Origin of the sequence: Psychrobacter sp. AOP31-B2-9, from assembly GCF_052378005.1 — a bacterium.
Lineage (GTDB): Bacteria > Pseudomonadota > Gammaproteobacteria > Pseudomonadales > Moraxellaceae > Psychrobacter.
In genome coordinates this window covers 29,125-42,384 of the sequence record NZ_JBQSXG010000003.1, presented here as the reverse complement: position 1 = coordinate 42,384, position 13,260 = coordinate 29,125, and the positions used below count along the sequence as shown (strand labels likewise).

Genomic DNA, 13,260 nt, shown 5'->3' with positions numbered 1-13,260 from the left:
TGACACAATCATCTTTTCCCCTTAATATGTGCACCTCGATAGCGAGCAGCGTTAACAAGTTAGCGGTATTACCAATAACAAGTCAATAAGCAAACCTATCGTGATAATAGGAAATTTCGGAGTGTGGCGCAGTTTGGTAGCGCATCTGGTTTGGGACCAGAGGGTCGTAGGTTCGAATCCTATCACTCCGACCATCTATTTTTAAGAGCCTTACAGGCTTTTTTTTATGTATAATGGTTTAGTTTCTGCTATATTTAAAACTAAATTTAATGTATAAAAGCCCTCTAAGAGCGCCTGTAGCTCAGCTGGATAGAGCATCTCCCTTCTAAGGAGGTGGTCGCAGGTTCGAATCCTGCCAGGCGCACCATCTAGCCTGCAAATCTTACCTTCTCAGGTAATAGTTATGGCGGTTGTAGCTCAGTTGGTAGAGCCCCGGGTTGTGATCTCGGTTGTCGTGGGTTCGAGTCCCATCAGTCGCCCCAATTTTTTCTGTGCTATTTTTATCCTTCCTTGTTAGTTCTAAGCTTTTTCTTCAAAAATATTTTAATATAAACTATGCTGTCTGCCTCTTTTGGCATTTTTTTGCGTCTGTCTGATTTTTTCTGTTGTATCTTATTATAGGTTGTTTTTAATAAGCCGCATTTCTCTGTGCTTGTTTCATTATTCTTTATTTGCTTTGATATAGACCAATAGCGATACGTTTTTAAGTCAGGTGTCATGAGAAACCTTTAAAGCCATATAGTGTATGGAATATATTGACCTTATCTTATCGAGGAAATGATTGATGGACGCATTGAGCGTATTGCTACAAAATGTGCATTTGTTTGAAACCAAATACTATCGGTTAAATGGTGCTGGTAATTGGTCTTATTCAATTACTAGGAAAGATACGATTTTATTTTATTTGGTCATGTCTGGTAGCTTTTGTATTGATGTCGGTAACGGTCTACGACAGGCCCATGCTGGTGATATGATTATGATTCCTAATGCACATAGACATGTTAGCTATGCGTTAAATCATCATGGCGATGCTGCTGAACCATTAGATGACTCATTGCTCAATTGTAAAAAACATACGCTGGATATTGATGGTAATGGTGACCCCAACTCCTCTTTGATATTAATTGAATGTAAGTATGATAAAGAGATGATACGTCCTTTATTATCTGTGTTGCCATCAATTTTACCCGAAATTAACGACGCATCTGATGGTAGGTTTGAAGTGATTGACGTAGAGATTAAGCTGCTGACCCTAGAGGCTGAGCGTGATCGCATGGGGAAGACCGCTGTTATCAATCATTGGGCAAGCATTATGATGATTGAGTGTTTGCGTGTGTATATTGAAAGCTTACCTGAGGCGACGGAAAACTGGCTAAAAGCTATGAAAGATCCTTTTTTGACCAAAGCGTTGGTGGCTATGCATGAATCCCCCAATCAAAGTTGGACGATACATAAGCTCGCTGGGGTAGCTGGGATGTCACGATCAAGCTTTGCACAGCGTTTTAGAGATACGGTTGGCATACCGCCATTGACTTATCTTATGGATTATCGCCTACGTTTAGCTGCCCGTTATTTGCGTTTGCAGCAAAACAGTATTGGCCGTATTAGTGAGTTAGTTGGTTATGCATCAGATTCTACTTTTAGTCAGGCCTTTAAGCGTGTATATGGGGTGTCCCCCAAAGTATATCGTCAACAGTATCAAAAAAGAATAATGGTTTAGGGCGTGTCCTCAATTCAATCGATAGCCATCTAAATGGGTTAAAAATGGCTAAATCTTGCCAAACGGTGTCAAATAGCTGACTAATATCTCGATATTATCTGCGCTATTTTCCTTGTTTGACTACAATTTATCTCATTTTTATTACCATTTTTAAAATGAGGACACACCCTAGTTTACGTTAAATATACTTAGCCATAGTAGGGCTGTGTGCTCAATTTAAACTATAAATGGACCAGACGTGGTTAAACTATTGCCAAGCTGCATCAAGTAGCTTGCTAATGACTTGATATTATTCGTACTACTTATCTCATTTTATTACCATTTTCAAAACGAGGACACGCCCTAGTATTTCGACGATGTACGGCTGACAATGCGCTTGTATTCAGTTACTATGGGCTAATGAGTTATCTGGGTATGAGCGTTTGTGTTTAGCGTAAGATATTTCACTACATGGTGTTCATATCGCACGGCCTAGATGATGTTTATTTATACTGCTGATGGTATGTTATGACTGAACCGACTGCAAAGCCAGATGCACAAGCCGAGAACCAACAAGGCTCTGTTGCATGCGCAAAAAAACAAGGCAATACAAACCACATCAAAGGCAAGGGTGAAGACGACCAATGCCTTGCAGATAGTGTGCAAGCAGATAGTGTGGCTGAGCCTCTTGATAAAGCTGCATTGTTAGCATTGTTTACGTTACCACACTCAGAAGACGTGACGGTAATATCTAACAGCTCAGCTGCTGTGGCTGCTGATAGCAATGTTGCCATGCAAAAACCTGCTGATAGTCAGACCAATATCGCAGAGCAGCGTGTGGCACTGTATCACTCTCAATATGATCGTACTCGGTTGCTATACATGGCTTCAGCGGGCACCCGTCCTACGTATTTGGTGCAAACGCTAAAACCACAGTTCGTAGAACGTCAGAAATATTTGCTTGCTCAGCAGCTCGATAAACGTGGTTTGATGGATACGGATGGACTAGAACGTCTTTGGCAGCAGTTGCATGTCGTCGATGATATCATTGCTGATGTTGTTCGTCACATGCCAGCCCAAAAACCAGCAGGTTGGCAGCTCACTACTCAAGATGGTCGCAACCCATTGTGTTTTGCGACTATTGGTAAGCTAAAACATGCCAAACCTATCCTTGATCAAGGTAGTCTCAATAACTACGTCCTCAGCCACTTTGGCGTGAGTAGTTTTACCTATGATCGTGGTTACTATATTGGTCATGTTGTTGGCTATTTATTCAGTTGTTATTTTTGTGCGCATTTATCTATTAGCTATAGTGTTATGGCACTTGGTCAACAAGTTGTGGCAGATTATGACTATGCCAGTCTTGAAACACCGCATATGGTTAGGCTGTTACAAGGGCTAGATGGTTATTGTAAAAAACGCATTTATCAACTGGCGGTTATTTGTGCCCGCTTGAGTGTTTTTTCTAGCGATAAGCGAATCGAAAGAATGTTGATTGCAGAGGTAAATGATTTCGATAAAAAACTGCAACAACAGAATTTAGACGTTTTATTGTTGAAAGGTCTGATGCCAGACAGTAGTGACTCTACACCACTTTTTTGAGTGGTGGATTTTTAGGTATGGTGTGGCGGTATTTTTCATTGATTGATGAGTGTGTACCAAACCCTAAAGTCTGCAATTTATCAAAGTAAATGCGATGGATGGTTATCACCTGGTTGCTTGGTAATAGGGCTTGAAAGGTGTCTATTTAATGGTAATTTTCTTATTTACCATCCTTCTCATTTTAAGTCATACAATCTAACTCATGACATACCATAGCTTTCTTAATATTTGCTTACTGTTGTATATTGTTGACTGAGTCACATTTTTACTATGGTAAAACCATTCGTCAAGCTATAGTGAGAGTTATTGAATAGTCAGCAACAGACCCTAGTGGTAGTCAGCACCAAATTGAATTAACTGTCTATAAATCTATACAAGTATCCTTGGGGTGTATGACGTTTTAAATGACTCATTGCTCAATACTATAGTCACTCCACTATAAAAGTATTACAGAAAAAGCATGACAGCGTCTCGCTTGCGGTATCACGTATACATCTTCAGTTGCTTTGTACTATTTTTAAATTGAATCGACTATGACATCAATCAATAAGATAATTATTGGTTGATATTTTTTATTAGTAGGCAAAGAATACCATTCGATATAGTTTTTACGTTATAAGGCTCTGTATAGATGAGTGACAGGCTAGCCACCTTTAGCCTATGCAACGTGTACTGTACAGATTAAAGATACATATCAGTCTTGAAAAGCAGCAGTTAAAGGTAATCATTTATGTCAATCCAAACGTCAACATCAACATCGGCAACAATATCAAAACATGCTGCCAAAAAAATCTATGTGCTTGCATTTACTGTTATGAGTATGTCGTCCATGATATCTGTGAGTGCGCAGGCAGCAGGGTTAGGTGAGCTATTTAGTAATAACACGGCGAAAAAATCGAAATTTTTACCAGTTGATCAAGCTTTTCAAGTGAGTAGTAGTACTAAGGCAATGTCTAAAGGTACACGCTTATCTATTGCTGTTGATATCACGCCAGGGCATTACGTCTATAAAAATAAGCTTACTATGAGCTTTCCTAAAGGGGTGAGTGCAACGCCTTTTACTTTTAGTCAGTCACCTGTTTCAATTGATGATCCGACCTTTGGTAAGGTGCCAGTATTTACGCAAAAAAATATGGTCGCCACTACTATGCTGACAACAAACAATGGTAAAGGTGCTAAGAATGTACCGGTTGTGATTGGGTGGCAAGGTTGTGCTAAAGCAGGGCTGTGCTATCCACCAGAAAAGATAAAAACCACTGTTAATATTGCGGTTCAGTAGTTAGTGGATCGATTCATACATCAGTGTCTGTTTGATATTCAAATATGGTGTTCTAAAAAGCTGGTGCTAACATCACTCCAAACGTTGTGGCAAGCCTAGCTAAAGTCAAAGTCTCGAGATTATCATTGGCTTGCACCTAGTTTGGTGTAGTTTTAGCAATCAGTAGCCCTAATATTTGAAGGTTCATCAGACCCTAGTCATAAATAGAATATTGGTAATAAATAGGTAGCCACCCATGTCGATTAAGGCAACAGAAAAACCCTCATCACTAACGCTAAATCGTCCTACTAAAAAATCTTATCTACTGGCATTGACAATTGCTAGCAGCTCATTGTTCACAGGATTTCTACCTACTAGTCTAGTAGCGACGGGGTTGACAACTGTATCTATGACCACGCAAGCGGCTGGATTGGGTGACTTGTTTGGTAATAAAAAAAGTAGCGATCCGTCAAAGTTTTTGCCAGTAGATGAGGCCTTTCAGGTTATTACGGATACTAACGCTACTGATAATGGTACACGCTTAGCCATTAATTTTGATATCACGCCTGGGCATTATGTTTATCAAAACCAAATCAAGCTGACGTTGCCGACTGGCGTGACAGCGGCACCTTTTACTTTTAGTCAGACGCCTGTATTAATTGATGATCCAACCTTTGGTCAAGTGCCAGTATTTGATCAGATAAATATGGTTGCGACGACCACGTTGACGAGTAACAACAGCAATAGTATAGATAATGCTGCGGTGGTCATTGGTTGGCAAGGCTGTGCAAAAGCAGGACTCTGCTATCCACCTGAAAAAATTAATACTACGATCAATATCGCAGCGACATCACAGCAATCAGCAGTAAGTAGTACTAGTGACTCTGCTACAGTCCAAAACTCTTCAACTGATGGTTCTGAGACAAATAACAATGCTATGACTGATGAAAATCAGCAAGCGACGGGTACAGATGTTTTTGAAGCAGGGCAAGCAGATGATGAGATTGTTGATTATGCATTGCTAGGTGAAGATGATTCAGAAGACTTACTTACCACCAATACTATCTCTGGTGCGGATACAGATGGAGAAGCAGTAGGGAGCACCGCGCCAAACAGTAGTATTGCTGCTGATAGCGTGATCGATAGCGATCCTTTTGGTTTAGGCTCTCATCCTTGGATAGCGTTAGTTTTATTGTTTTTAGCAGGACTTGGTTTAGCGTTGACGCCTTGTGTATTACCGATGCTACCTATCGTTGCTAACATCGTGGCTCGTGAACAGAACCCAACAGTGAAACGTGGGGTTATTTTAACCACCAGTTATGCCATTGGTGTAGCGACTGCTTATGGTATTTTGGGTGCTGTTATTGCTGTGTTTGGCGAATCATTAGGTATTATTGGTTGGTTACAAAACCCCATTATTCTGATTAGCTTTGCGATTATTTTTGTTTTACTGGCGCTTTATATGCTTGGGTTATTTAGTATTCACTTACCACGAGCCCTTAGTAGTAAGATGCAAGGCTTGAGTCAAGCGGGCGATAGAAAACTTGGTAGTACAAGCGGTAGTTTAATCGCTGGCTTCTTATCTGCGTTGGTTGTGTCACCGTGTGTCTCTGCGCCACTATTTGGTGCGTTGCTTGCGGTGTCTACGATTGGCAGTCCATTGCTTGGCTTTGCTGCTTTATTTATGCTTGGTTTTGGTTTGTCAGCGCCGCTTATTCTAATCGGTGCGACTCAAGGCAAAATAATGCCAAAAGCTGGCGATTGGATGAATTGGGTCAAGCAAGGTTTTGCTTTATTGCTCTTTGCTGTGGCGCTATTATTAATTGAGCGTGTCTTTATATCACCAATAATGCTAATGGTTTGGGCATTATGGTTTATGGTTGTTGCTACATGGGCGTGGGGCTGGTTAGGTAAAGGTCGAATGCTGACGCAAGCGTTCGGCTTGCTCGCGGGTATTTGGGCGGCTTGTTTGGTTGTCGGTGCAGCATTAGGCAACGATGACAGTTTACATCCGCTCGCCTCATTGAGTGCAGCGCCGATGATGCAGGCGACCTCTGGTCAGACAACGGCTAATGATGCAACTGATCAGACGGTCACTACCTTGGCTGAGTTAGATGCTATTATCGCGGCCAACCCAAAAATTATTGTCGATGTCACTGCTGAGTGGTGCATAGAGTGCCGTATTATGGATAAAAATTTGTTTCATAATCGTCCAACACAAATGCAAGATTGGCAGTTGGTCAAACTTGATATCACTGAGACGACTGCTGACTCGAAAGCTATCTTAGCGCGTTATAAATTATTTGGCCCACCGGCATTGCTTTATTATCAGGATGGTCAATTGACCAATCAACAAGTGGGTGAAATCGGTCGTTCAGAGTTTGAGCAGACATTGACGATGCTGAACAACTGATACTTAATTTTTGATAATGCGAGTAAATCTATTATCTAGGGCATGTCCTCAATTCAAACGAGTGTCCTCTAAATGGGCTAAAAATAGCTAAATTTTGCCAAACATCGTCAAATAGTTGGTCTATATCTTGATGTTACCTGCACTATTTTCCTCATTTGACGGCGATTTATCTTATTTTTATCACCATTTTTAAAATGAGGACACACCCTAGGCTTAAAAATCTGACAAAGCCAACGTACTATGGTGACAGTACGTTGGCTTTTTTATTATCTCAAGATATATCTATTATTTTAGTATTAAGCTTTTGGTTTAAAATGGTTTATTTACAGTGATATTTGTATTGTGCAGCGATAACGCTAGTATAGTGCTTATATTTTCATTACAATAAAGCAACAATGCTAAAAAAACATTACCAATGGTAATTGCTGACTTTTATGTTCGAATGTCATTGGTTTTAGTTTGCTTCTTATTTTATTTTAGCAATGATGCTAATGATCAAGTTTATTACTTTATATACTTGCTGACGCTATGAACTATCAGTGAGCTAAAGGATGTTTATGTTTTCCCATATTATTGCACAGCGACCGTCTAAGTCTTTTATTAAAGCGAGAAAAAATATCTTCCTTCAAACAAAAAAACATCATTTAACCATGGCTGTTGGCATAGCATTGACCTGCTTTACGGCACAAGTACAGGCTGCTAATGAAGAGCAGGCTTACAGTGAGTTACCATCAGTACCAGAGACCGCATTGGAATCGGTAGAATATCAAGATTATGAGATACCACAAGATGTTGGCGGGCAGTCGGTAGATGTTGATAAAGCGGATCAGACTAGCAAAGTAGTCAGTAAAGAGTTTATTGCTGCGCAGGCGAAGTTGTTTTTTGAGTGTAGCCAAGTACAGAATAGTGCTGCACGTTTGGCTTGTTTTGACAAAGTTGCTGAGCAAGGTAAGACGCCAAGTTACACAACAACTAAACAGCCGCTAGATCTAGCAAAAACCTTTAAAAGCACGATCTCAGGTAATCCACAAGTAGTGTTGGCCGAGTCTGAGAGCGCTATGAGTGGGACAACGGTTGAAGATGCCGAGACAGTTCTAGTGAGTAACCAGCGATATGCGTCAAGTAAGTTAGATGCAAACAGTAGCGTAGATGTAAGCAGCAGCCTAGAGGCAAACGGCGAAGCTCAAAGTGAGGCACAGATTTTAGAAAATGTCGGAGTCACTCAAACAGATATTGAAAAATACTCGCCACTTAGTCTTGCTTACGATTTAGATCAAAATAGTGAGCGTGGTACATGGACCATTAGACCACATAATCCCAACTACCTTTTGCCCGTGTTTTATACCGTTGATCCTAACTTGAGTCCAAGCACACCATCACAAGATACAGAAGTTTTCACCCCTAATGATAGACGTGAAACCGAGTTGAAATTTCAGCTATCTTTAAAAACCAAAGTAGCTGAAGATTTGTTCGATAGTAATGCTGATTTATGGTTTGGTTATACGCAAGAATCACATTGGCAGGTCTATAACGAAGACAACTCAAGACCATTCCGTGCGACGGATTATCAGCCTGAAATATTCTTGACGCAACCTGTGGCTGCTAACTTACCATTTGGTGGACGTTTACGCATGTTAGGTGCAGGCGCAGTGCATCAGTCAAATGGACAGGATGATCCGTTGTCACGCTCATGGAATCGTATTTACTTAATGGCTGGTGCTGAATGGGGCAATTTTTCGATTATACCCCGCTTATGGGCTCGAGTAGATGATGATAGCGGTCAAGATGACAACCCTGACATCGAAGACTATATGGGCTATGGTGATCTCAAGTTCTTGTATGATATGCCAAAACAACAGAGTATCAGCGGTACATTGCGTTATAACCCAGATAGTAATAAAGGCGCTGCACAAATTGACTATGTCTATCCACTAAGCAAAAACGTCAATGGTTATGTACAGTTGTTCCACGGCTATGGTGAATCTCTTATCGATTACAATGATGAGGCTACCGCTATTGGTATTGGAATCATACTTAATGATTGGAAAGGATTCTGATAGCAGTATGAGTATCAACGGTCACTTATGCGGCGATTAGCACCTTATCAAACTGGCTTATGGCTGGCAGAGTATGTTGATATACACTGCCAGTTATGTCGTATTTATCGCAGCACACCACAGTCTCAGCTATCATCAGGCAAACCATCATTAAATACCACTGGCTCATCAAGCGACCACTCCCTCTCTAGTAGGCTATATCATCAGTTTCATCACCATTTAAATAAAGGATTGCTATGTGCGTACTGCCATCATAGTGTCGCATGGTTGCCGGAGCCTTTTGATGTTGATATTGCTGTTGGTAGTTCACTAACTATCCAAGCCGCTACTTATTATGACTATCCAATGCGTGAAGCTATCAGGGCCTTTAAACATCATGAAGATATGACCAAGTTACCCTTGCTACTGCATGCAATACGCCAGTTGCCACGGCCACATGGCTGTCATCATGACAATAGCGTGATTGTCGCCATGCCAACGACCAATCAGCGCCTGATCAAGCGCGGCTTCGATCCTGTCGGTATTTTATCAGCGCAACTGTCCAAGCATTGGCGGATACCCTTATGGCACGGAGTTCAGCGTATTGATGATACCGTCAGTCAACAAGGGCTTACACGCGCAGAGCGTTTGAGTAACTTAGACAATGCCTTTGCATTAACCAAAACCCCACTCGTCAGACGCTTACTGCTATTTGATGATGTTGCGACCACAGGTGCTAGTTTGCAAGCATTAGGGCGTACTCTATCAAGAGCATTCACAGACACTACTCTGAATAGTCCACTGCATGATAGGTACCATCTTTCTGCTTATGCTGTGGCACATGGCAATCAATCCTAGGATTTATTTTTAATCCAGTTAGTAGTCATTTCAAGGGCTAAATTTTGCTCAATATCCTAACTTAGCTGCATAGCTTTTCTGATTTGGTGATAGATATCACTATTTTTAAGATAAAAATAGATGCGAATAGCTGCTTTTCGCAACTTGAAATATGCTAATATGTTTCCTTAACGCTATATTGTTAAAATTGTATATATGAATTTGTTAGTTGTTCAGAAATTATGTGTTTAACATTGAATGAAACCAACCAACAAAATGACGAGTCTTAGATAGCTTGTACTATTGACGTAGCTGTGTTTATTTCTTTATCGGGCAGCAGTTAATAATTATGGAATAAAAATTGCAGGGTTTACTGCATAATTATACGTTCACAGATGTAAAGAAGTGCAGAAAAAACGATATAAAAATATGGGTTATTGGTTAACTTTCTCTAGCTCAATATCGTTATCAGATAGACAATTACCGTTATAAATAGGGATTTGATGTGACCGCATCTACGAACAATCTATTGCCCAAACTACGAATGAATAGCTCAGGATTTACCCTGATTGAGCTGATGGTAACGATTGCTGTGCTCGCTATTATTGTCAGTATCGCCGCGCCTAGCATTAGTACGCAGTTGGCGCAAAACCAAATAAAGTCAACATCTACTATTATCCAAACCTCCATATCAAGAGCGAAAACAGAAAGTGCTATTAAGCGTAGTAATATTGTGTGGAGTTACGATGACACCGATCATCAGATTACCTTAGTGAGTCAAGGCGCGACAGTTGCTAGTTATGATTTAAATAGTAATAGTACACTGACATTTACGCCTACCACAGTGACTACTTTTGAGACAAATAAAGAAGGCAATATCAGGACGATAGCGGGTGGAGCTATAAACCTAGCAATTGACATAGGAGATACTCGAGCAGCAGCTACTACTCAGAGAGTGCGAGTAAACACAAAGAGAGCTTTTGAATGTGCAGGGACAAATTGCTAATGAAAAATAAACAGCAAGGCTTTGGATTGATAGAGGTAATGGTATCACTACTAATACTGGCAATTGCTGTATTAGGGTTTGCCGCTATGCAAGGTCAAGCAATCAAAGCAACTGATGAATCCTTGGAGCGAACACAGTCTCTTGTCATGATGCGAAATATGGGTGAAAAAATCAGACTTAACCCAACAGCTATCACTTCTTATCAGACGGCGATCAACTCACCTTCAACTACAGTACCAACTGTCAGTTGCGGTTTATACGGTAGTGCTACGACTACTTGTACACCCGCCCAGTTAGCAACAGCAGAGTCTTATATCTTTACACAAGACATGAGCAATCATGGTTTTACAGTTAATCTACATCCTTGTCCCAGTACAGGTGGACAAAATGCTAATAATATTATGTATTCATGGTGTCTTATAAGTGCATGGGGGGAGACCCGTCCTACAATTGGAACAAACGCTGACAAAAACTACTGTCTGACCTCTCAAGTGACTAATGATGATGATTCAATCACCAAAGGTGGTATTTATCATCCAAAAGCCACATGCATGTTTATGGAGATAACTTGATGAAAAAAACAGGCTATCCTGTAAGCATAAATCAAAGTGGCTTTACATTAGTAGAGTTGATGGTGGCTTTGATCTTAGGGCTTGTAGTCTCTGCAGCAGCATTACAGATATTTTATACCAGCAGCGTCAATAATAACCGCCAGCAAGCAGGCTCTCAGATTCAAGACAACGCGGTATTTGGTATTGATGATTTTAGTAAACACTTACGGCGAGCAAATTACGGCGCAAATTCAAATACAGTCAGTGGTTTTTATCTCAATCATTTAACGCCTCAAGGTGGAATAGTGCTGACTAGGCCGACAGGTACTGGTACGAGCCCGTGGTCTAAATCTAACCTCAATGGATTAAAAAATGGCTCTGATCCTTTGCCGACGAGTATACTTTCGACCAATGAATATACAGATAGTGAGAGTAATCTGGACGGCATTGATAATAGTGATCAGCTTACTATTCAATACCAAGCTTATCAGGATGACATGTTTAGCTGTGATGGTGAAGAGATTGATAAAGGCGATTATGTCATAGAGCGTTATTTTGTTCGTACAGACACCAGTATAACTCCAAATAAAAATGGCTTGGCTTGTGCATCACTGATATACACTTATGATGAAACCCTCGCTAATACTACAGGGATAGATGTATCAGCAGATATAGCAGGTTTAACTGGAAATGGCATGATCGTTATTCCTAATGTAGATTACTTTAGAGTACTGCTAGGTACAACTGCTCAGAATGATTTTGCTACAGATCCTACAAATTTAGCACTGATCTACCAGCCGATACCTAATGATCCGACGTCATTGGCAGGACAACGTATTGTAAGTGTGCAAGTCGGGCTGCTTGTCCATTCTGATACCGCGACAGCCACTCAGCAAGCCAATAGTAGCCTACGCTTCAATGTCTTAGATAGACGCGACCAGCAACTCAATACTGCGGCTGCTAATGACCGTCAGTACTTAAGAAATGTATATGAAACGACGACGTTGATTCGTAACGCAAGAGGTAAGCCATGATATCTACTTCTAAAAAAAACATGATCAGAGGTTCAGAGTCAGGCGCAGTACTGATTGTGGTCTTATTAGTGCTTATCTTAATCACTCTGCTTGGCACTATAGCCATTCAAAGAGGTAGTACGGACCTAAGGCTCGCAACGGCATCACAGGTTGGAAAATTAACCTTTCAGTCGACTGACGCGGCGTTTAACAAGCTTGAAAAAGAAGACAGATCATTGGGTCAGGGTAATAGTGTGGACAATGTACGAGGCTATGTCACCCGACCTGGCAAACAATATGTAGGCCGTGAGGTTGTATTTTGTGTCAGGCCCAAAACCAGTAGGTTTTTTAATCAAACTAAGCTGACAGAGAAGACTTCTGATGGCACAGGTTATATCTCTGGCAAAAATGATGGTTTTTGTGATGTGGGAGATTCAGCAGACTATGTTGGTGAAAGCCGAACAGTGACACAAATGACGTTTGCAAAGAGCGATGTCACAGAGGCGCTCCCTTATAGCTTGGAAGGCGATAAAACTTTTACAGACGATCAGATTTCTCAAACTGGTCAGACGCCTTTTGAGTGTTCTAACTTTGAAGTATACGCAACTTCACTGGTTCCAGCCTTTTCTGATGAAAGTACGGCAAAGATAAATGCCTGTCTAAAAAATGTCAATACAGATGCGCTAAAAGAAACCTGTGAAGCAGATACTTCAAAAACAAAAGTAGAATGCAGTATTGACGCTTGCCTAGAAAGCCTAAATGTGCCATTTAATACACAAATGCAAGCCTATAAGTCAAAACCTATTAGCGTACGCTGCTTAAGCTGATTTCTATATTGAGGTAAT

At 40.8% G+C, this 13,260-nt stretch carries 11 protein-coding genes and 3 tRNA genes; 13 read left to right on the top strand and 1 reads right to left on the bottom strand.

The window, feature by feature from the left end:
- Positions 1–117 precede the first annotated feature (117 nt).
- From ACT3SX_RS00870 to ACT3SX_RS00860, 3 genes are all read left to right on the top strand, one after another.
- Positions 118–194, top strand: a tRNA-Pro gene (locus tag ACT3SX_RS00870).
- Between the two features lie 96 nt (positions 195–290).
- Positions 291–367: transfer RNA gene (locus ACT3SX_RS00865), tRNA-Arg, on the top strand.
- A 39-nt stretch (positions 368–406) separates the two neighbouring features.
- Positions 407–482, top strand: a tRNA-His gene (locus ACT3SX_RS00860).
- 18 nt (positions 483–500) lie between these two features.
- Here ACT3SX_RS00860 and ACT3SX_RS00855 read toward each other — a convergent pair.
- The gene (locus ACT3SX_RS00855; RefSeq protein ID WP_192518152.1) at positions 501–719 is read right to left on the bottom strand and encodes a hypothetical protein; all 219 of its coding nucleotides are present in this window, start codon (positions 717–719) and stop codon (positions 501–503) included.
- 65 nt (positions 720–784) lie between these two features.
- Between ACT3SX_RS00855 and ACT3SX_RS00850 the strand changes: the two genes are divergently transcribed.
- From ACT3SX_RS00850 to ACT3SX_RS00805, 10 genes are all read left to right on the top strand, one after another.
- Positions 785–1,720: a helix-turn-helix transcriptional regulator gene (locus ACT3SX_RS00850; protein WP_192518151.1), complete on the top strand. Its 936-nt coding sequence runs from the start codon at positions 785–787 to the stop codon at positions 1,718–1,720.
- A gap of 507 nt (positions 1,721–2,227) precedes the next feature.
- Complete coding sequence (locus tag ACT3SX_RS00845; protein WP_442069557.1) at positions 2,228–3,301, top strand: hypothetical protein; 1,074 nt, start codon at positions 2,228–2,230, stop codon at positions 3,299–3,301.
- 730 nt (positions 3,302–4,031) lie between these two features.
- On the top strand, positions 4,032–4,580 hold the full coding sequence (locus ACT3SX_RS00840; RefSeq protein ID WP_192518149.1) for a protein-disulfide reductase DsbD N-terminal domain-containing protein: 549 nt from the start codon (positions 4,032–4,034) through the stop codon (positions 4,578–4,580).
- Between the two features lie 235 nt (positions 4,581–4,815).
- The gene (locus ACT3SX_RS00835; RefSeq protein ID WP_442069558.1) at positions 4,816–6,972 is read left to right on the top strand and encodes a cytochrome c biogenesis protein CcdA; all 2,157 of its coding nucleotides are present in this window, start codon (positions 4,816–4,818) and stop codon (positions 6,970–6,972) included.
- A gap of 557 nt (positions 6,973–7,529) precedes the next feature.
- Positions 7,530–9,029 carry a phospholipase A gene (locus ACT3SX_RS00830; RefSeq protein ID WP_192518147.1) on the top strand — a complete coding sequence of 500 codons (1,500 nt, stop codon included), beginning with the start codon at positions 7,530–7,532 and terminating at the stop codon, positions 9,027–9,029.
- Between the two features lie 27 nt (positions 9,030–9,056).
- Positions 9,057–9,866 carry a ComF family protein gene (locus ACT3SX_RS00825; RefSeq protein ID WP_192518146.1) on the top strand — a complete coding sequence of 270 codons (810 nt, stop codon included), beginning with the start codon at positions 9,057–9,059 and terminating at the stop codon, positions 9,864–9,866.
- 523 nt (positions 9,867–10,389) lie between these two features.
- Positions 10,390–10,851: a pilus assembly FimT family protein gene (locus tag ACT3SX_RS00820; RefSeq protein ID WP_192518174.1), complete on the top strand. Its 462-nt coding sequence runs from the start codon at positions 10,390–10,392 to the stop codon at positions 10,849–10,851.
- Positions 10,851–11,423, top strand: a complete 573-nt coding sequence (gene pilV, locus ACT3SX_RS00815; RefSeq protein WP_225739053.1) for a type IV pilus modification protein PilV — start codon at positions 10,851–10,853, stop codon at positions 11,421–11,423. The genes ACT3SX_RS00820 and pilV overlap by 1 nt, the downstream gene beginning before the upstream one ends.
- On the top strand, positions 11,423–12,436 hold the full coding sequence (locus tag ACT3SX_RS00810; RefSeq protein WP_225739057.1) for a PilW family protein: 1,014 nt from the start codon (positions 11,423–11,425) through the stop codon (positions 12,434–12,436). The genes pilV and ACT3SX_RS00810 overlap by 1 nt, the downstream gene beginning before the upstream one ends.
- Positions 12,433–13,242 carry a PilX N-terminal domain-containing pilus assembly protein gene (locus ACT3SX_RS00805; RefSeq protein ID WP_192518144.1) on the top strand — a complete coding sequence of 270 codons (810 nt, stop codon included), beginning with the start codon at positions 12,433–12,435 and terminating at the stop codon, positions 13,240–13,242. Before ACT3SX_RS00810 ends, ACT3SX_RS00805 begins: the two co-directional genes overlap by 4 nt.
- Positions 13,243–13,260 lie beyond the last annotated feature (18 nt).